Here is an 18,744-nt window from a genome sequence, read left to right on the forward strand (position 1 = left end):
CGGCCTCGCGTCGAGCCGCCGGCGGCTCCTCCTCCCCGTCGGGCCGTCGGCGGCTGCCTTGCCGAGGCGCGCTCGGGAAGCGGGCCTTACTGCTCGAGCGCCGCCTGGATCGCCGTCTCGAGGTCGGCGAAGTCGCGCAGCTCGAGCTGCTCGCCGTCGACGAAGAACGTCGGCGTCGACTGCACGCCGAGCGAGATGCCGGCGTTGGCGTCGAGCGCGACGCGGTCGAGCGTCGCGGGGTCGGCGACGGCGGCGTCGTAGGCCTCGAGGTCGAGGCCGAGCTCCTCGGCGTAGCCGCGGAAGACCGCCGCGGCGTCCTCGGTGCCGGCCCACTCCTGCTGGCGGTCGAAGAGCAGCTCGTGCATCGCCTCGAACTGCCCCTGCTGGGCGGCCGCCTCGGCCGCCAGCGCCGCCGGGATCGCCGCGTCGTGGCTCGGCAGCGGGAAGTAGCGCACCGCGAACGTGACCTCGCCCGCGTAGGTCGAGCGCAGCTCCTCGACGATGGGGTGGAATTGGCCGCACGCGGGGCACTCGTAGTCGAGGAACTCGACGACGACGGGTGCGCCCTCGCCTGCATCGTCGAGGATGTGCGTGGTCTCGTCGACGAGCTCGGCGGGCGGGCCGCTCGCCGCGGCCGGCGCCGGCGCCGCAGTGCTCGGCTCCCACGGGCGCACGATCAGCAGCGCGGCTGCGACGATGAGGACGATCGCCCCGACGAGGACGGAGATGCTGACGGCGGCGCTTCGCGACATGCGCTCCAGGCTATCGGGGCCACGGCCATTACCCGGACCTCGAGGGCGCACTGGGGGCGCATCGGCCGGGCTCGAGGAGTAGCGTGCCGCGGGTGGAGCTCGAGTTCGGCACGACCGCGATCGAGTGGCGCGGCCCCGCCCCCTTCGTCTTCGCACCCGTGCCCGCCGACGAGTCGGAGCTGATCGCCGAGAGCGCCCGCGAGCTCACCTACGGGTGGGGCGTCATCCCCGTGGAGGCGACGGTCGGCGGCACGACCTTCACCACCTCGCTGTTCCCGCGCGACGGCGGCTACCTGCTGCCGCTCAAGGTGGTCGTGCAGCGCGCGGAGGGCATCCGGGTCGGCGACGCGGTGCGGGTGCGGGTGCGCCTCGGCCGCTGACGAACGCGTCAGCGCCGCCGAGTAGCATCGGCGTCTCACGAGGCGAAGGGGTGCGGGATGCAGCTGGCAGCACGGATCGGAGCGACCGCGGCGGTCGCCGCTCGGCGCGCGGAACGGGCCCTCCACCGCCTCGCCCGCCCGGCCGCCTTCGCGCTCGCCCCGGTGCTGCTGGGCCAGGCGAAGCGCCTGCAGTCGGGACTCGTGTGGCTGCCGGAGCCCGCGGGCGCGCGCTCGGGCACCGTCGGCGAGGGCGATGGCGCGCCGCTGCGGCTGCTCGTCATCGGCGACTCGACCGCGACCGGCGTCGGCGCCGAGCGGCTCGACGACAGCCTCGCCGTGCAGACCGCCGCGCTCGTCGCCGGCTACCGCGGCCGCCCGGTCGCGTGGCGCATCGAGGGCCTCGAGGGCTCGAACGCCGCGCAGGTGCTCGAGCGGCACCTGCCCGCCGTCGGCGCGCCCGACGACGCCCCGTGGGACGCGATCGTGCTGCTGGTCGGCGCGAACGACGCGCTGCAGCTCGTCAGCCGACGCGCGTTCGCGCGCGCGATCGGCGGGCTCGTCGACGGCCTCGAGCAGCGCCTCGCGCCCGGCGGCGTGCTCGGCCTCGCCGGCGCGCCGCAGATCGACACGTTCGAGTGGCTGCCGCAGCCCATCCGCTCCCTCATCGGCGGCCACGCCCGCAGCCTCGACGACGTGCTGCAGCGGATCGCCGCCGCCGAGCCGCACGTGCTGCACCTGCCGACGCCCGCGATCCTCGAGCCGCACCTGCACGCATCCGACGGCTTCCACCCGTCGGCGGCCGGCTACCGGCACTGGGCGGCGATCATCGCGCCGCGCATCGCGCGCGCGCTGCGCGAGCGGCAGTCCGACGGCGCGCCCCACCCGTCCGCGCGGCACGGCATCGTGCCGCCGTTCCTGCTCGAGCGCCTCGCCGCGGCGGGCAGCCCCGCCGCCTCGGTCGCCGCGCACACCCTCGGCCTCGACCGCGGCATCCGCGCCGAGCGCGCCGCCGCGCCCGCCCATCGCGGGCTGCGCGCCCCCGCCCCCGCGTGCGTGCCCGGCGAGCGCCCCGCGCCCCACCGCATCGTGAGCGACGCGCGCGGCACGACGGCGCTGCCCGGCGACCCGGTGCGCACCGAGGGCGACCCGCCCACCGGCGACCCGGCGGCCGACCAGGCCTTCGACGGGCTCGGCGACTCGTGGCGCATGCTCTTCGAGGCGCTCGGGCGCGACTCGCTCGACGGCGCGGGGATGCCGCTGCTCGCGACGGTGCACTACGGGCAGCGCTACGACAACGCGTTCTGGGACGGCGAGCGCATGGTCTTCGGCGACGGCGACGGCGAGGTCTTCGCGGGCTTCACCGGCGCGGTCGACGTCATCGGCCACGAGCTCGGCCACGGCGTGATCTCGGCCACCGCCGACCTCGTCTACCGCGACGAGCCCGGGGCGCTCAACGAGTCGATCGCCGACGTGCTCGGCGCGCTCGTCAAGCAGCACTCGCTCGGCCAGCGCGCCGACGAGGCCGACTGGCTCATCGGTGCCGGCGTCTTCACCGAGCGCGTGCGCGGCGTGGCGCTCCGGTCGATGGCCGCCCCCGGCACCGCGTTCGACGACCCGGTGCTCGGCAAGGACCCGCAGCCGGGCCACCTGCGCGACTTCGTCGTGACGACCGACGACCTCGGCGGCGTGCACATCAACTCCGGCATACCCAACCGCGCCTTCCACCTCGCGGCGACCGCCATCGGCGGGCACGCGTGGGAGGCGCCGGGCCGCATCTGGATGGACGCCCTCACGGGTCCGCTCCCCCGCACGGCCGGCTTCCGCGACTTCGCCGAGGCCACGCTCGCCGCCGCGACCGCGCGCTACGGAGCGGATGCGCGCGAGACCGGCGCCGTGCGGAGCGCGTGGGAGGCCGTCGGCGTGCTCGAGCCCGCGGCCGGACCGGCGCACGCCGACGCCGCGGAGCCGACGGATGCGGCGCCGACGGATGCGGCCCATGACGCCGTGCGGGTCGCTCGCTCGGGCGGCATGCTCGGCCGCACCCGCGCGGCCGTGCTCGAGCTCGAGGTCATCCCCGGCGCGGATCGCGAGCGGCTCGACACCCTCGTCGCCTCGGGCGCCCTCGAGGCGCTCGACGGCCAGGCGATGCCCGACGCGCCGCTCTGGCGCGTGACGGTCGAGACGCGCTGCGACGTGACGGTCGCCGAGCCGCTGCTGCCGGAAGAGGTGCTCGAGCTGCTGCGGCGCCTGCTCGAGCTCGGCGACCGGCCGCTCGGCGGCGGCGAGCCGGTCGCCCCCGAGGGCGACGAGCCGGCGTGACCTATCGGGCCGCGGCGCGGGTCGCCGCCTCGACGATCTCGAGCATGTAGGGCGCGACGACCTGCTGCGAGACGCGGCAGTCGGCGACGAAGACGCCCTCGGCGCCGCTCGCGAGCCAGGCCTCGAGCTGCGCGAGGTCGGCGAGCGTCTCGATCACCGCGCCCTCCGCGCCGACAGCGCGGCCGAGCGCGGCGAAGTCGACCTGGTCGATGAGCATGGGCTGCTCGGCGACGCCGCGCACCGCGTACTGGTGGATCTCGGCGCCGTAGGCGGCGTCGTTGACGATCACGACCACGCCGCGGCGCACCGTGCGCGCCACGCTGTCGAGGTCGGCGAGCGCCATGAGCGCTCCGCCGTCGCCCGAGACGAGCACGAGGGTGTCGTCGGGCCGGGCCGCCGCGGCGCCCACCGCGCTGGGGAAGCCGAGCCCGATGGTCTGGAAGGCGGTGCCGACCATCAGCAGCCGCTCGGGGTCGGCGATCGTCAGGTGCGTCGGCGCCCATCCGATGAAGTGCCCGCCGTCCGAGACGACCACGCGGTCGTCGGGCAGGATGCGCTCGAGCGCGTGGAAGAGGCTGCGGGGGTCGAGCCGCCCGTCGGGCGCGGCCGGCTCCCCCGCCTCGCGCTCGAAGTGGATGCCCGTGACGTCGCCGAGGCCGGCCGCGGCCCACCCCTCGTCGCCGCGCGCGTCGCCGTCGCCGAGCAGCGCGAGCAGCGCGTCGGCGACGAGGCGCGCGTCGCCGCGCACCAGCTCGTCGACCCGCGGGTTCGTGGCTGCGTCGAGCACATCGACCTGCACGATGCGGGCGGCGGGCGCGAAGGCGTCGCCGAACCGCGTCTGGAACTGGTTGAGGCCCGCGCCGACGACGAGCACCGCATCCGCCTGCTCGATCGCGGCGGCGGCGCGCTCGGAGGCGAAGCCGCCCGAGATGCCGAGGTGCCGGTGGTCGGCGGCGAAGACGCCGCTGCCGAGCGCGCTGGAGGCGGTGCGGGCACCGAGCCGCGCGGCGAGCGCGCGGAGCGGCTCAGCCGCGCCCGCGAGGTGCGCGCCGCGGCCGGCGAGCAGCAGCGGCCGCTCGGCGGCGTCGAGCAGCGCCGCCACGCCCGCGAGCTGCTCGGCGTCGATCGCGATGAACGGCGGCACGGGCGCGCGCTCCGCCGTGGCCACGTCACCGGTCTCCTCCTCCGCCGGCCGGTGGGCGAGGTCGTACGGCAGCGCGAGCACGACGGGGCGGCGCTCCACGAGGGCCGTCTGCGCCGCACGGCGGGCGGCGGCACGCGCGTCGCCGGTGCCGACGACGATCGTCTCGACGCCGACTGCGGCCGCGATCGCGGTCTGGTCGACGTCCCACGGCCGCGGCCCGGTGGTCGGCTGGTCGCCGACGACGAGCACGAGCGGCACGCGCGCCTGCGCGGCCTCGGCGAGCGGCGTGAGCGCGTTCGTGTAGCCGGGGCCGTAGGTGGTGGTCGCGATCGCGAGCCCGCCGCCCGCGCGGAAGCAGGCGTCGGCGGCGGCGACCGTGGCCGCCTCGTGCCGCACGGCGGTGACGCGCATGGCGCCGCGGCGCACGACGGCGTCGAGGAACCAGGCGTTGCCGTTGCCCATGAGGGCGAAGACGTGGGACGCGTGCTGCTCGAGCTCGGCGGCGACGGCGGCGGAGACGGTGGTGGTGTCGGACACGGGCACTCCAGGGCGGGACGGAGGCTCATCCACGGCGCGGCAGCGGGAGCGGCGCGACGTGGCACGGAACCTCGACGATGGGGTTCGTGTGTGTCGCGCGCGGATGCGCGTGGTCCCATTTCTCGAGACCGGCGCGCGAGGGCGCCTGACGTGACGAGCGTAGCCGACGCGCGTCAGTCGCGGAACGTGCGGCGAGCGGCGGTCGGCAGCCCCAGCTGCGCGTCGTGCGGGTGCTCGCGCAGGTGCTCGCGCATGCGCGGGATGGCGAAGTCGACAAGTCCCCGCCCGGGCACGACGATGACGCCTGCATCGAGCAGCCGCGCGCGCTGCCTGCCGGCGTTGCCGCTCGTCGCGCCCATCCGCTCGGCGACGTCGGCCGTGGTCGCCGGCCCGTCGTCCTCGGCCATGGCCAGCAGGTAGTCGCGGTCGCGGCCCGACAGGCCGCGCAGCGCCGGCACGATGACGCTCTCGCCCATCGTCGCGTAGGCGACCTCGACGGCGTGCTCGACCGCATCCGCCGTGATCTCGTCGTCGGCGGGCCGGTGCTCCCACGCGCGGGCGCCGATCGTCTGCACGAGGAACGGGTAGCCCTCGCTCGCGCGCGCCGCGCGCTCGAGCGCCGCGTCGCCGATCGCGCGGCCGTGGGCGCGCACCGGCTCGGCGATCGCCGCGCGCGCCTCGGCGAGCGTGAGCGTGTCGAGCCGCACCTGCTGCGCGCGGCGGAAGAACGTGAGGCCGTCGGCCTCGAGCGCAGCGGCGATGGAGGCGGGCACGCCGGCCGCGACGATCGCGACGCGGCGGTCCTCGCGCAGCAGGTGCTGCACCGCGATCGCGATGCGGCGCAGCTCCTGCATCGACTCGACGGCGACCTCGTCGAGCGAGAGCAGCACGCCGGCGCCGCGCGCCTCGGCGAGCTCGACGAGCCGCGCGAGCATGCTCTCGAGCCGCGGCTCGCGGGGGTACTGCGGCACCACCTGGGTCGTCGCGCCGCCCAGCTGCGGCAGCGTGACGCCGGTGAGCTCACGCGCGTAGGCCTCGGGATCCTGCGCCTGCAGCAGCGCCGGCAGCCGGTCGCGCTCGAGCGCCTCGACGAGGCCGACGTGCAGCGTGCCGTGCACGACCGTCCAGCCGCGGCCCCGCGCCTCGTCCTCGACCGCGTTGAGCAGCACCGTCTTGCCGACCCCGCGCATGCCCGTGACGAGCGCGGCGCGGAAGGGCGACCACGCGCCGAGGCCGAGCACCTCGCGCCACTCGGCGAGCAGCGCGTCGCGGCCGGCGAGCAGGGGCGGCGAGATGCCGAAGCCGGGCCTGAACGGGTTGTCGTGCACGCGGACACTCTGCCACCGACCGCCCACCCGGCTCGCCGACACGGCGACAGCCCGGCCCCGCCCAACGCGCTCGGCGTGGAACGATGGCGGCATGTCCGCCACGCCGACCGCAGGCCTGCGCGCCGGGCCGCCCGCGGGCGGGCCGGTGGGGGTGCCGCGGCCGCTGCGCCTCGCGTTCTGGTGCTCGGGCATCGCGCTCGCCGCGAACGTCGGCGCCGCGCTGCTGCTGGGGCTCGAGATCGGCGACGCGGGACTGCTCGAGCTCACGCGCAAGGCGCTCATGTGGGCGCTCGCGACCCCCATCGCCGTGGCGCTCGTGCTCATCGGGGCGCTCCGCCACGCAGTGGGCCGCTGGCACGTCGCCGCGCTCGTGCTGTGCGCGCTCGGCGACGGCCTGGGCGCCGCGACGGCCATCACGATCGTGCTGCTGGGGCTCTTCCTCGCCGGGCACCTCGTCTACCTCGCGGCGCTGTGGCCGACGCGGCGGCGCTCGCTCGCCTGGAGCTGGGCGGCGCCGGGCTACGCGTTCGTGGCGCTGCTCGCCGGCGCCGTGATCGCCGCGAACGCCGGGCCCCTGGCCGTGCCCGTGCTCGTGTACGCGCTCGTGCTCGCGGGCCTCGCCGCGTTCGCCGCCATCGACACCCCGGGCCTCGTGGGCGGCCTGCTGCTGCTCGCGACCGACCTCATCCAGGGCTTCGGGCTGTTCGTGCTCGAGATGCCGGATGCGCTGCGCGCGTTCGCGGTGCTCATCCCGTACGCGGCGGCGCAGGCCCTGCTCGCGCTCAGCCTGCAGCAGCGCCTCCGGCTCGGCATCGCCGAAACATAAGCGACGGTTATCCCAGGGCTGAGCAACACAGGCTGGACTGATGCCCGTCGCGGGTGCTGGAGTGGACCTCATGCAGCACCCCGCACCCCTCGGCATCCTCGGCGGCATGAGCTGGCACTCGACCGCCCACTACTACCGCGCGATCAACGAGCGGGTCGCCGCGGTGCGCGGCGGCCACGCCTCCGCCCGCATGCTGCTCGCGAGCGTCGACTTCGCCGAGGTGCGCGACTGCCAGCTGCGCGAGGACTGGCCGGGCGCCGCGGCGATCCTCGCCCGCGAGGCGGCGGCCCTCGAGCGCGCGGGCGCCGGCTCGATCGCGATCGCGACGAACCTCATGCACAAGGTGGCGCCCGAGGTCGAGGCCGCCATCGGGGTGCCGCTCGTGCACATCGCGGACGCCGTCGCGGACGCGGCACGCGCGGCCGGCGCTCGCACGCTCGGCATCGTCGGCACGCGCTGGGTGATGTCGGAGCGCTTCTACGCCCACCGCCTCGCCGCGCACGGCATCCGCACCGTCGTGCCCGACGCATCCGCGCAGGTCGAGCTCGACCGCATCGTCTTCGACGAGCTCACGCGCGGCGTCGTGACGGAGGCGTCGCGCGCGGCCTTCCGCGACGCCTTCGCCGCGCTCGCCGACGCGGGCGCCGAGGCGATCGTGCTCGCCTGCACCGAGATCATGCTGCTCGTCGACGCGGGCGACGCGCGCGTGCCGCTCATCGACTCGTGCGAGCAGCACGCGGCCGCGCTCGCGCGGATCGCGCTCGGCGAGGCGTCAGCCGACGCGCTCGCGCCAGAGCCGCTGCATGGCGTCGAGCACGGTCTGCACCGCGGGAACGCGCTCCGCGCCGTGGCGGTGGCGCAGGGAGACCGTCCGTCCTGAGCCGTCGGCGAGCGGCGCGACGACCACGTCGTCGCGCGTGAGCACCCGCAGCGCCATGTCGGGCAGCAGCGTGACGGAGCCGGTCGCGGCGACGAACGACTGCGCCGCGACGAAGTCGTCGGTCTCGAACTGGATGCGCGGGGCGAAGCCGGCGTCGGCGGCGAGGGCCTCGAGGTGCGACCGGCAGCGCTCGCAGCCGCCCACCCAGTCGGCGCTCGCGAGGTCGGCGATGTCGACGGGGCGGCCGTCGGCGAGCGGGTGGTCGCGCGGCAGCACGATGCGCGACGGGTCGGGCCCGAGCTCGATGCGCGCGAGCTGCACCTCGTCGTGCAGCTCGTCGTACTCGAAGGCGACCGCGACGTCGGCGTCGCCGGCGAGCACCGCCTCGATCGCCTCGGGCGGCTCGACCTCGATGACGCGGGCCGTGAGGCCCGGCACGGCGACCCGCGCCGCGGCGATCGCGCGGGGCACGAAGTCGGCGAGCGCCGACGGGAACGCCGCGATGGTGACGGTGCCGGCGCCCTCGGCGAGCGACGCGAGCTCCGCCTCCGCGGAGCCCAGCAGCCCCGCGATGCCGTCGGCGTGGCGCAGCAGCCGCTGGCCGGCCTCGGTGAGCGTGACGCCGGTCGACGAGCGCAGCAGCAGCGCCTGGCCGACCTCCTCCTCGAGCAGCCGGATGTGCTGGCTCACGGCGGGCTGCGTCCACCCGAGCGCGCGCGCCCCGCCCGAGACGGAGCCCTCGCGCGCGACCGTGCGGAAGATCAGGATGCGTCGCGGGTCCAGCTGCATGGGTCAAGCATGCCGCACTCCTCCGGCGAGCCCGCTACTCCCCCGGCATGCGCACGGGCGCGTCGATCGCGCCCGTCGGCGTCTCGTCGCGCGTCGCGGTCGCGTGCCTGCGGGCGGCGAGCAGCTCGACGGCGTACATGGCGCCGAGGATCATGCCGCCGCCGACGAGCAGGCGCCAGGTGAGCTGCTCGCCGCCGAACGCGATCGCGAACGCCGTCGCCCACACCGGCTCGGCGGTCATGATGACCGCGGCCCGGGTGGCGCTGATCTGCGCCTGCGCCCACGTCTGCACCCACATGGCGCCGATCGAGGCGAAGACGACCATGTACGCCATCGACAGCCACTGGCCGCCCGTGTCGGGCAGCGTGATGCCGTCGGGCGCGCCGCCGGCGAGGCACACGAGGCCGATGACCCACAGCTGCACGATCGAGATGCCGAGCGCGTGCTCGGTCGTGGCCCAGCGCGCGGTGGCGATGATGTGGAGCGCGTAGGCGAGCGCCCCGCCGAGCGTGAGCGCCTCGCCGACGCCGAACGAGATGCCGGTGAGGGTGAGCACGACGAGGCCCGCGGCGGCGACGGCGACCGCGACCCAGGTGCTGCGCTCGATGCGGTGGCGCAGCGCGAGCGCGGCGATGAGCGGCGTGAGCACGACGTACAGGCCGGTGAGGAACCCGGAGACGGATGCGGGGGTCGTCTCGAGGCCGATCGTCTGCAGGATCTGCGCGGCCGTGTAGAGGCCGCCGAGCGCGGCCGAGCGCAGCAGCAGCGGTCGCCCGAGCCGGGCGATCGACCGCCATGCGATGAGCGTCATGACGACGGCGGCGAGCAGGAACCGCACGCCGAGGAAGTCGAGCGACGGCACGTGCTGCACGAGGTCGCGGATGAGGAAGAAGGTCGAGCCCCACACGATCGTCAGGGCCACGAGCAGCGCAGTCGCGAGCCGAGTCGTCCCTGTCGCTGCCACCGGATCAGCCTAGGGCGGTAGCGTGACCGCCATGGACCAGCAGCAGCAGATCGAGATCGTCGACAACGCCGAGGCGCGCCGGTTCGAGGCGCACCTGGACGGCGCCCTCGCGGGCTTCGCCGACTACCGCGACGCCGACGGGGTGCGCTCCTTCGTGCACACCGAGGTCGACCCGTCGTTCGGCGGGCGCGGCGTCGGCTCGCAGCTCGTCGATGCGGCGCTGCGCGCCACCATCGCCGACGGCAAGCGCGTGCGGCCGCTCTGCTCGTTCGTGCGCGCGCGTGCCGCCGCCGACGAGTTCGCGGTGCACGTCACCGGCTGAGCCGGGCTACTCCCCGAAGCGGTTCCGCGCGAGCGCCTCGATCGCGGCGAGCGCGTCGCGGGCGTCGGGGCCCGTCGCCTCGAACACGACGCGCGAGCCGCGGTCGAGCCCGAGCGCGAGCACGCGCAGCATGCTCTTCGCGTCGACGCCCTCGACGGTGACGGCGGCGTCGAAGCCGCTCGCCGTGCGCACGAGCTCGGCAGCCGGGCGGGCGTGCAGCCCGTGCTCGTTCTCGAGCACGAGCTCGAGGCGCTGCGCCTCGCCCGCGGGCTCGTCGCCCGCCTGCGGGGGCGCGGCCTCCGCCTGCCGCGCCTCGGCGGCGGCGACGACCGCGTCGAGCCCGTCGCCCGACTCGGCGGCGACCGCGGCGGCGACCGCGCCCTCGACGATCGGCGCGTCGGCGATGCGGATGCGCTCGGGCGCCTCCGCGAGCTCGAGGGCGGTCTCGGCCGTGAGCACGGCAGAGCCCAGGTCGCACAGCACCACGACGCCGTCGCCGGACTCCGCCTCGGCGAGCGCCGCCTGGATGCGGTCGAAGCTCGTGCCGATGCCGCCGTCGTCGGTGCCGCCGGCGGCCGCGATCGTCACGCTCGGCGCCATCTGCGCCGCGAGCTCGACCACCCCCTCCGCGATCCGGGCGGAGTGCGAGACGACGACGAGCCCGACGGTCACCGCGTCTCCGCGGCGGCGCGCAGCATGAGCGCGGTCGACTCGGCGCCCGGGTCGCGGTGCCCGATCGCCCGCTCGCCGAGGTAGGAGGCGCGCCCCTTGTGGGCGACGAGGGGCTCGGTGGCGACGGCTCCGGCCTGGGCGGCCTCCGCAGCGGCATCGAGCACGACGCGCACGTCGTCGCCCGCTGCCGCGGCGGCGTCGACGGCCGGCGTCCACGCATCCACCATCGTCTTGTCCTGCAGCTCGGCCTTGCCCCGCGCGACGATGCCGTCGCGCGCGGCGGTGAGCACCTCGACGAGGCCCGCGGCATCGAGCGCGTCGCGCTCGCCCGCCGCCATCGCGCCCTTGAGGAACGCGGTGCCGTAGAGCGGACCGGCGGCGCCGCCGACCGTCGAGATGAGCGTCGTGGCGACGAGCTTCAGCACGGCGCCGGGCGTCGCGCCGTCGTCGAGCGCGTCGAGCTTGCCGAGGACCGCCTGGAAGCCGCGGTCGAGGTTCTCGCCGTGGTCGGCGTCGCCGATCGCGCGGTCGAGCGCCGTGAGCTCGGCCTTGCGGCTCGAGACCGCGGCGGCGACCGCCTCGATCCAGCGTCGCGTCCAGGCGCCGTCCAGGTGCTGCTCGGCCACCTCAGCGGCCCCAGCGGAGCGCCGCGGTCTGCACCGGCGCGTCGTAGAGGTCGAGCAGCTCGTCGTCGACCTGCAGGAGCGTGATCGACACGCCCTGCATCTCGAGGCTCGTGACGTAGGAGCCGACGAGCGAGCGGGCGAGCTCGATGCCGCGCTCGGAGAGGATCTCGGCCGCGCGACGGAAGACGATGTAGAGCTCCGACAGCGGCGTGCCGCCCATGCCGTTGACGAGCAGCACGACCCGGTCGCCCTTCGAGAAGGGCAGGTCCTCGAGGATCGGCTCCATGAGCCGGTCGACGATGCGGTCGGCGGGCTCGAGCGCGATGCGCTCGCGGCCGGGCTCCCCGTGGATGCCGATGCCGATCTCGACCTCGTCGTCGCCGAGGTCGAAGCTCGGCTCGCCCGCGTGCGGCACGGTGCACGGCGCGAGCGCCATGCCCATCGAGCGCACGCGGCTGTTGACGGTGCGCGCGACCTCGGCGACCTGGTCGAGGGTGTCGCCGCGCTGGGCGGCTGCGCCCGCGAGCTTCTCGACGAGCAGCGTGCCCGCGACGCCGCGCCGGCCGGCCGTGTAGAGCGAGTCCTTGACCGCGACGTCGTCGTCGACGACGACCGACTGCACCTCGATGCCCTCGGCGAGCGCGAGCTCGGCGGCGGTCTCGAAGTTCAGCACGTCGCCGGTGTAGTTCTTGACGATGTGGAGCACGCCAGCGCCGGCGTCGACCTGCTTCGTCGCCTCGAGGATGGGGTCGGGCGTGGGCGACGTGAACATGGCGCCCGGCACGGCGGCGTCGAGCATGCCGAAGCCGACGAAGCCCGCGTGCAGGGGCTCGTGGCCCGAGCCGCCGCCCGAGACGAGCCCGACCTTGCCCGCCACCGGCGCATCCGCGCGCACGACGGCGAAGGGCGGGTCGATCACCACGCGCACGAGGTCGGCATGGGCCGCGGCGAAGCCTGCGAGGCCCTCGTCGACGGTCTTGGCGGGGTCGTTGATGAGCTTCTTCACGGTGGCTCTCCTTCGGACGACAGCGGGTCTGTGCTCACGCTACGCCTCGACCGCTGGAAACTCGACGGACCATCTGAGACATCCTCCAATCGACTCCACACAGCCAACCCATTGCTGGTTACAGTGGCGATACCACCCGAGCGGGCGGTACGGGCGATGAGGCCCGTGGACGAGAAAGCAGGGTCCTGTGGACGATCCGAACATCGGTCTGATTTTCCTGTCCGAGCTGGTGGGCACCGCGATGCTCGTCCTGCTCGGCTGCGGCGTGGTCGCCAACGTGGTGCTGAAGGGCAACAAGGGCTTCGGCGGCGGCTTCCTGATGATCAACTTCGGCTGGGGCCTCGCGGTGTTCGCCGGTGTCACCGTCTCCATCTACTCGGGCGCGCACATCAACCCGGCTGTGACCTTCGGCCTGCTCGCGAACTCCCTCGCGACGGGCGCGGAGTACAACTGGGCGGCACTCCCGGCCTACCTCGGCGGCCAGTTCCTCGGCGCCTTCCTCGGCGCGGTGCTCTGCTGGCTCGCCTACAAGCAGCACTTCGACATCGAGGAGGACCCGGGCGCCAAGCTCGGCACCTTCTCGACCGGCCCCGGCATCCGCAACACCGGCTGGAACCTGATCACCGAGATCATCGGCACCTTCGTGCTGGTGTTCGTCGTGATCGGCTTCGGCGCGCAGAACGGCACCGAGGACGGCGTGCCCGCCGGCCTCGCCGCGCTCGGCGCACTCCCTGTGGCGCTGCTCGTCGTCGGCATCGGCGCCTCGCTCGGTGGCCCGACCGGGTACGCCATCAACCCCGCCCGCGACCTCGGGCCGCGCATCGCGCACGCGGTGCTGCCCATCCGCGGCAAGGGCGACAGCGACTGGGGCTACTCGTGGATCCCGGTCGCCGGCCCGATCATCGGCGGCGTGCTCGCAGGGCTCGCCGCGCCGGCGCTGATCGCGACGATCGCGGCGGCCTGAATCGACGGGGAGGGGGCGGATCGCCCCCTCCCCTCCTCTTTCCCTGCACGCATCCACCACCCAACGAAGGAGTTCCGGTGAACGACTACGTCATCGCCATCGACCAGGGCACGACCTCCACCCGTGCCATCCTCTTCGACCACGCCGGCAGCATCGTCTCCACCGGCCAGCTCGAGCACGAGCAGATCTTCCCCCAGGCCGGCTGGGTCGAGCACGACCCCAAGGAGATCTGGAACAACACCCGCGAGGTGATCGGCCAGGCGCTGTCGAAGGCCAACGTGACGCGCCACAACGTCAAAGCGATCGGCATCACCAACCAGCGCGAGACCGCGGTGGTCTGGAACAAGCAGACCGGCGAGCCGGTCTACAACGCGATCGTCTGGCAGGACACCCGCACGCAGAAGATCGTCGACCGCCTCGCGGCCGGCGACACCGACCGCTACAAGCAGAAGGTCGGCCTGCCGCTCGCGACCTACTTCTCCGGCACGAAGATCGTCTGGATCCTCGAGAACGTCGAGGGCGCGCGCGAGGCGGCGGAGGCCGGCGACCTGCTCTTCGGCACGACCGACTGCTGGGTGCTCTGGAACCTCACCGGCGGCGTCAACGGCGGCGTGCACGCGACCGACGTCACGAACGCGTCGCGCACGCTGTTCATGGACCTCGAGTCGCTCGAGTGGGACGACGCGATCCTCGCCGACTTCGGCGTGCCGCGCTCGATGCTCCCCGAGATCAAGCCGTCGTCGGGCGAGTTCGGCATCGCGGCCTCCGAGTCGCTGCTGCGCGAGACGCCCATCACGGGCATCCTCGGCGACCAGCAGGCGGCCACCTTCGGCCAGGCCGCGTTCGACAAGGGCGAGGCGAAGAACACCTACGGCACGGGCAACTTCCTCATCTTCAACACCGGCGAGGAGATCGTCCACTCGAAGAACGGCCTCCTCACGACCGTCGGCTACAAGATCGGCGACGAGCCCACCCACTACGCGCTCGAGGGCTCGATCGCGGTGACCGGCTCGCTCATCCAGTGGCTGCGCGACAACCTGGGCCTCATCCCCGACGCCCCGGCGGTCGAGCAGCTGGCGAAGTCGGTCGACGACAACGGCGGGGCGTACTTCGTGCCGGCGTTCTCGGGCCTGTTCGCCCCCTACTGGCGGCCGGATGCGCGAGGCGCGCTCGTGGGCCTCACCCGGTACGTCAACAAGGGCCACATCGCGCGGGCGGCCCTCGAGGCGACCGCCTTCCAGACGGCGGAGGTCGTCGACGCGGTGAACGCCGACTCGGGCGTCGACCTCACCGAGCTCAAGGTCGACGGCGGCATGATCGCCAACGACACGCTCATGCAGTTCCAGGCCGACATCCTTCGGGTGCCGGTCATCCGCCCGGTCGTCGCCGAGACGACCGCGCTCGGCGCCGCCTACGCGGCCGGCCTCGCGGTCGGCTTCTGGGGCTCGCTCGACGAGCTGCGCCAGCAGTGGCAGGAGGACCGCCGTTGGGAGCCGCAGATGGATCAGGAGGCGCGCGACCGCACCTATCGCAACTGGAAGAAGGCCGTGCAGAAGACCCTCGACTGGGTCGACGACGACGTCGAGTGATCCCTCGAGCTGGAGGGTGATCGGAGGGGGCGGCTGCGGCCGCCCCCTCCTCGCGTCGGAGCGAGCGGTGGCACAGCGAGCGGCGTCAGAGGGCGCGGTACTGCGGGTCAGTGATCCAGATGATCGCGGCGGCGATGCCGAGGATCACCATCGCCGCCCTGGCCGTGGAGACGGCGAGCACGATCGACGCCCACCAGTCGTCGTCCTCCGAGAGCCGGCCGCGCGCGACCGGCTGCTTCGCCGAGATCGCGACCGCGATGGCCAGCAGGTCGAGGCCGGCGAGCGCGAGGATGAGCGCGGAGCGCAGCCGCGGCCGCTCCCCCGTGCGCGATGCGCGCCCCGAGCCGTGCGGCTCGGCGACGTTCGCGACCGGCAGCAGTGCGCGCATCCACCCGTCGAGCCACCAGGCGAGCAGCACGAGGCCCAGCAGCAGCGCGAGCAGCACCGAGCGCACGAGCGCCTCGTCGGCGATCGACACCTGCTCGGCCCACGGGTCGGCGGCGAGGCGCGGGCGCAGCAGCGGCAGCGCCCGCCCGAAGAAGGCGGCGCCGGCGGTCGCGTAGCCGAGCACGACGATGAGGATCGTCAAGGGGTGGCGCATCCGCACGAGCATCCACGCGACGATGAGCGCGCCGCCGGCCAGGAAGTCGATCGCGTCGAACGCCCCGTACGTCGTGGCGCCGAGCAGCGTCGTCGACTGCATGAGCACGATCGGCACCTGCGCGATCGCGTACAGCACGATGCAGAAGACCGCGCCGATGCGGTAGCCGAGCGAGGCCGGGGCGACGACCGCGGCGAGCATCAGCAGCAGCACGCCGATGCCGCGGAGCGTGACCGAGGGCACGATCGCCGGCGGCCGGTGGAGCAGCAGCGTGAGCCCGTAGCACGCGAGCAGGCCGCCGACGGCGAGCGCGGCGAGCAGCAGCGACCGCGAGCTGCGGTCGGCCCAGCCGAGCCGCCAGGTGTGCCAGACCTCGTCGCCCGACCAGGATGCCTGCCGCTGCACCCGGTGGTGCTCGGTCGCGGTGCCGCTCACCCGCTCAGCCCACGGCTGCGGCGCGCCACGCCTCGAGCGTGCGGGCGGCCGCGCCCGAGTCGATCGACGCCGTCGCGGTGGCCAGCTCTTCGGCCATGCGCTCCTTGAGCGGGCGGTCCTTCTGGCGCGGGTCGCCCTCGAGCCGCCACGCGACGAGCGCCGCGGCGGCGTTCAGCAGCACGATGTCGCGCACCGGCCCGGGCTCGCCCGCGATGGTGCGGCGCAGCACCTCGGCGTTGTGCTCGGGCGATCCGCCGCGCAGGTCGTCGAGGCTCGCGCGCGGGATGCCGAGCTCGCGCGGGTCGATGTCGTGCTCGACGACGTCGCCGCGCGAGACCTCCCACAGCTCGGAGTGGCCGGTGGTCGTGAGCTCGTCGAGCCCGTCCTCGCCGCGGACGACGAGCGCCGTCGCGCCGCGGGTCGCGAAGACGCCCACGAACTGCTCGATGATGTGCTTGTCGGCGACCCCCACGACCGAGACCTCCGGGCGCGCCGGGTTGACGAGCGGTCCGAGGTAGTTGAAGACCGTCGGCACGCCGAGCTGCGCCCGCACCGGGGCCGCGTGGCGGAAGCCGGGGTGGAAGCGCATCGCCCAGGCGAACGAGATGCCGGCGGCCTCGAGGATGCGCCGCACCTCGGCTGGGTCGTCGCTCGCGGGCACGACGCCGAGCACGTCGAGCACGTCGGATGCGCCGGAGGACGACGAGACCGCGCGGTTGCCGTGCTTCAGCACCGGCACGCCGGCGCCCGCGACCACGATGCTCGCCGTGGTCGAGATGTTGACGGTGTGCTGCCGGTCGCCGCCCGTGCCGACGATGTCGACCACCCGCGACTCGCCCGGGAGCGGCACCGCCGCCTCGAGGATCGCGTCGCGGAAGCCGACGAGCTCCTCGGCCACGACGCCCTTGGCGCGCAGCGCGATGAGGAAGCCCGCGGTCTGCGCCTCGGAGGCCTGTCCGGCGACGACCTCGGCCATCGCCCACTCGGCCTGCCGGATCGCCAGATCCTCGCCCTCCAGCAGCGTCTCGAGCACGCATGGCCAGGTCAAGAGACGATCCATTGCTCCAGCCTATCTTCGCGCGGCACGCTGGCCGTCCGGGTCCGGACCCCGGGCCGATCTGTCACTAGGATGGATGTCGTGTCCACTACTGCGCTCTCCACGTCGCCGTCGGCGCCGATGATCAGGCGGCCGAACACCGTTGCGGTCGGCACGATCGTCTGGCTCGGCAGCGAGGTCATGTTCTTCGCCGGCCTGTTCGCGATCTACTTCACGCTCCGCTCGATGTCCGGCGACCTGTTCGCCACCGAGGCCGAGCAGCTGAACGTGATCTTCGCGACCATCAACACGGCGATCCTGCTGGCGTCGAGCTTCACCTGCCAGGCCGGCGCGAACGCCGCGGAGCACCACCAGGCGTTCCGCACGGGCAGCGCGCTGCAGCTGTCCAAGTGGGGCATGGTCGAGTGGTTCTACCTCACCTACGCCATGGGCGCGGTCTTCGTCATCCTGCAGGTGTTCGAGTACGTCGTGCTCGTCGGCCACGGCATCACGCTGTCGTCGAACTCCTACGGCTCGGCGTTCTACATCACGACCGGCTTCCACGGCCTGCACGTGACGGGCGGGCTCTTCGCCTTCCTGTTCGTCATCGGCCGCGCGTACGCGGTGAAGCGGTTCGGGCACAAGGAGGCGACGAGCGCGCACGTCATCTCCTACTACTGGCACTTCGTCGACGTGGTCTGGATCGGCCTGTACCTCGTCATCTACTGGCTCAAGTAATCGGTTGGTGAGCACATTGGCAACTCGTAAGAAGACCGGCCGCAGGCACCCCCTGGCGAGCGCGGCGATGCTCCTCATCGGCCTGGTGGCCGCGGGCGGCGCCTCGGCAGCGGTGAGCACCGTGGCGAACGCCGAGCCGGCGGGCACCGCTCCCCACGCGCAGCAGCTGACCGTCGAGGACGGCCAGGAGCTGTTCCGCGCCAACTGCGCCTCGTGCCACGGCCTGAACGCCGAGGGCACCGAGAACGGCACGAGCCTCATCGGCGTGGGCGCCGCATCCGTCGACTTCCAGGTCATGACCGGCCGCATGCCGATGGCCTACTCCGGCCCGCAGGCCGAGCAGCGCGACCCCATGTTCACGCAGGAGCAGTCCGACGCGATGGGCGCATGGGTCGCCTCGCTCGCGCCGGGGCCCGAGGTCCCCTCGGACGAGCTCCTCGACGTGTCGCAGGTCGACGAGGAGGGCGTCGCCCGCGGCGCCGAGCTCTTCCGCATCAACTGCGCCATGTGCCACAACGTCGCCGGCGCCGGCGGCGCGCTGACCGAGGGCAAGTGGGCCCCGCACCTGCGCGACATCGACCCGGCGCACGTCTACGAGGCGATGCTCACCGGCCCGCAGAACATGCCGGTCTTCAACGACGCCAACATCAGCCCGGAGCAGAAGCGCGAGATCCTCGCGTACCTGGACTACCTCGACGAGAACCCGTCGGTCGGCGGCTTCGACCTCGGCAGCCTCGGACCGGTGTCGGAGGGCCTGTTCATCTGGATCTTCGGCCTCGGCGGCCTGGTGGCCGTCTCGGTCTGGCTCACCTCGAAGCCGAACTGATCATGACGCA

General features: G+C 74.2%; 19 protein-coding genes. 9 read left to right on the forward strand and 10 right to left on the reverse strand.

The window, feature by feature from the left end:
- Window positions 1-86 precede the first annotated feature (86 nt).
- Window positions 87-752 carry a thioredoxin domain-containing protein gene (locus tag J2X49_RS09655; RefSeq protein ID WP_310125424.1) on the reverse strand — a complete coding sequence of 222 codons (666 nt, stop codon included), beginning with the start codon at window positions 750-752 and terminating at the stop codon, window positions 87-89.
- Between the two features lie 92 nt (window positions 753-844).
- Between J2X49_RS09655 and J2X49_RS09660 the strand changes: the two genes are divergently transcribed.
- Both J2X49_RS09660 and J2X49_RS09665 read left to right on the forward strand, forming a co-directional pair.
- The gene (locus J2X49_RS09660) at window positions 845-1,132 is read left to right on the forward strand and encodes a DUF1905 domain-containing protein (protein WP_310125427.1); all 288 of its coding nucleotides are present in this window, start codon (window positions 845-847) and stop codon (window positions 1,130-1,132) included.
- Window positions 1,133-1,189: 57 nt separating this feature from the next.
- Window positions 1,190-3,451 carry a protealysin inhibitor emfourin gene (locus J2X49_RS09665; RefSeq protein WP_310125429.1) on the forward strand — a complete coding sequence of 754 codons (2,262 nt, stop codon included), beginning with the start codon at window positions 1,190-1,192 and terminating at the stop codon, window positions 3,449-3,451.
- Window position 3,452: 1 nt separating this feature from the next.
- On the opposite strand, the gene J2X49_RS09670 is transcribed toward J2X49_RS09665, so the two are convergent.
- Both J2X49_RS09670 and J2X49_RS09675 read right to left on the reverse strand, forming a co-directional pair.
- The gene (locus tag J2X49_RS09670; protein WP_310125432.1) at window positions 3,453-5,132 is read right to left on the reverse strand and encodes a thiamine pyrophosphate-binding protein; all 1,680 of its coding nucleotides are present in this window, start codon (window positions 5,130-5,132) and stop codon (window positions 3,453-3,455) included.
- Window positions 5,133-5,305: 173 nt separating this feature from the next.
- Window positions 5,306-6,460: an ATP-binding protein gene (locus J2X49_RS09675; RefSeq protein ID WP_310125435.1), complete on the reverse strand. Its 1,155-nt coding sequence runs from the start codon at window positions 6,458-6,460 to the stop codon at window positions 5,306-5,308.
- Between the two features lie 91 nt (window positions 6,461-6,551).
- On the opposite strand from J2X49_RS09675, the gene J2X49_RS09680 reads away from it, so the two are divergent.
- The gene (locus J2X49_RS09680) at window positions 6,552-7,286 is read left to right on the forward strand and encodes a lysoplasmalogenase family protein (RefSeq protein WP_310125438.1); all 735 of its coding nucleotides are present in this window, start codon (window positions 6,552-6,554) and stop codon (window positions 7,284-7,286) included.
- Window positions 7,287-7,326: 40 nt separating this feature from the next.
- Window positions 7,327-8,166 carry an amino acid racemase gene (locus J2X49_RS09685; RefSeq protein WP_310125440.1) on the forward strand — a complete coding sequence of 280 codons (840 nt, stop codon included), beginning with the start codon at window positions 7,327-7,329 and terminating at the stop codon, window positions 8,164-8,166.
- On the opposite strand, the gene J2X49_RS09690 is transcribed toward J2X49_RS09685, so the two are convergent.
- On the reverse strand, window positions 8,059-8,955 hold the full coding sequence (locus J2X49_RS09690; protein ID WP_128190460.1) for a LysR family transcriptional regulator: 897 nt from the start codon (window positions 8,953-8,955) through the stop codon (window positions 8,059-8,061). The two genes, J2X49_RS09685 and J2X49_RS09690, sit on opposite strands and share 108 nt — an antisense overlap.
- Before the next feature lie 34 nt (window positions 8,956-8,989).
- Entirely contained in the window at window positions 8,990-9,919 is a 930-nt protein-coding gene (locus J2X49_RS09695) for a DMT family transporter (RefSeq protein WP_128189962.1), read from the reverse strand.
- Window positions 9,920-9,950: 31 nt separating this feature from the next.
- On the opposite strand from J2X49_RS09695, the gene J2X49_RS09700 reads away from it, so the two are divergent.
- Window positions 9,951-10,241: a GNAT family N-acetyltransferase gene (locus tag J2X49_RS09700; RefSeq protein WP_128189961.1), complete on the forward strand. Its 291-nt coding sequence runs from the start codon at window positions 9,951-9,953 to the stop codon at window positions 10,239-10,241.
- A gap of 6 nt (window positions 10,242-10,247) precedes the next feature.
- On the opposite strand, the gene dhaM is transcribed toward J2X49_RS09700, so the two are convergent.
- The 3 genes from dhaM to dhaK are packed head-to-tail and all read right to left on the reverse strand — an operon-like array spanning window position 10,248 to window position 12,545.
- Window positions 10,248-10,913 carry a dihydroxyacetone kinase phosphoryl donor subunit DhaM gene (gene dhaM, locus J2X49_RS09705; protein WP_128189960.1) on the reverse strand — a complete coding sequence of 222 codons (666 nt, stop codon included), beginning with the start codon at window positions 10,911-10,913 and terminating at the stop codon, window positions 10,248-10,250.
- Window positions 10,910-11,539, reverse strand: coding sequence for a dihydroxyacetone kinase subunit DhaL (dhaL, locus tag J2X49_RS09710; protein WP_310125452.1), 630 nt, complete (start codon window positions 11,537-11,539; stop codon window positions 10,910-10,912). Before dhaL ends, dhaM begins: the two co-directional genes overlap by 4 nt.
- Window position 11,540: 1 nt before the next feature.
- Entirely contained in the window at window positions 11,541-12,545 is a 1,005-nt protein-coding gene (gene dhaK, locus J2X49_RS09715) for a dihydroxyacetone kinase subunit DhaK (protein ID WP_128189958.1), read from the reverse strand.
- A 187-nt stretch (window positions 12,546-12,732) separates the two neighbouring features.
- Here dhaK and J2X49_RS09720 point away from each other — a divergent pair, with 187 nt between their 5' ends.
- Together J2X49_RS09720 and glpK are read left to right on the forward strand one after the other, a co-directional pair.
- A complete protein-coding gene (locus J2X49_RS09720; RefSeq protein WP_128189957.1) occupies window positions 12,733-13,509 on the forward strand; it encodes an MIP/aquaporin family protein in 777 nt (258 codons plus the stop codon).
- 77 nt (window positions 13,510-13,586) lie between these two features.
- Window positions 13,587-15,098, forward strand: a complete 1,512-nt coding sequence (gene glpK / locus J2X49_RS09725) for a glycerol kinase GlpK (RefSeq protein ID WP_310125457.1) — start codon at window positions 13,587-13,589, stop codon at window positions 15,096-15,098.
- A gap of 85 nt (window positions 15,099-15,183) precedes the next feature.
- Here the strand turns inward: glpK and J2X49_RS09730 are convergent, their stop codons facing one another.
- Entirely contained in the window at window positions 15,184-16,134 is a 951-nt protein-coding gene (locus tag J2X49_RS09730) for a hypothetical protein (RefSeq protein WP_128189955.1), read from the reverse strand.
- Window positions 16,135-16,138: 4 nt separating this feature from the next.
- Window positions 16,139-17,194: an anthranilate phosphoribosyltransferase gene (gene trpD, locus J2X49_RS09735; RefSeq protein WP_310125462.1), complete on the reverse strand. Its 1,056-nt coding sequence runs from the start codon at window positions 17,192-17,194 to the stop codon at window positions 16,139-16,141.
- A gap of 69 nt (window positions 17,195-17,263) precedes the next feature.
- Between trpD and J2X49_RS09740 the strand changes: the two genes are divergently transcribed.
- Both J2X49_RS09740 and J2X49_RS09745 read left to right on the forward strand, forming a co-directional pair.
- Window positions 17,264-17,908 carry a heme-copper oxidase subunit III gene (locus J2X49_RS09740; RefSeq protein ID WP_310125466.1) on the forward strand — a complete coding sequence of 215 codons (645 nt, stop codon included), beginning with the start codon at window positions 17,264-17,266 and terminating at the stop codon, window positions 17,906-17,908.
- Window positions 17,909-17,975: 67 nt separating this feature from the next.
- Complete coding sequence (locus J2X49_RS09745; RefSeq protein WP_310125468.1) at window positions 17,976-18,734, forward strand: c-type cytochrome; 759 nt, start codon at window positions 17,976-17,978, stop codon at window positions 18,732-18,734.
- Window positions 18,735-18,744: the final 10 nt, after the last annotated feature.

The sequence above is a fragment of the Agrococcus sp. BE272 genome, assembly GCF_031457935.1.
GTDB lineage: Bacteria > Actinomycetota > Actinomycetes > Actinomycetales > Microbacteriaceae > Agrococcus > Agrococcus sediminis.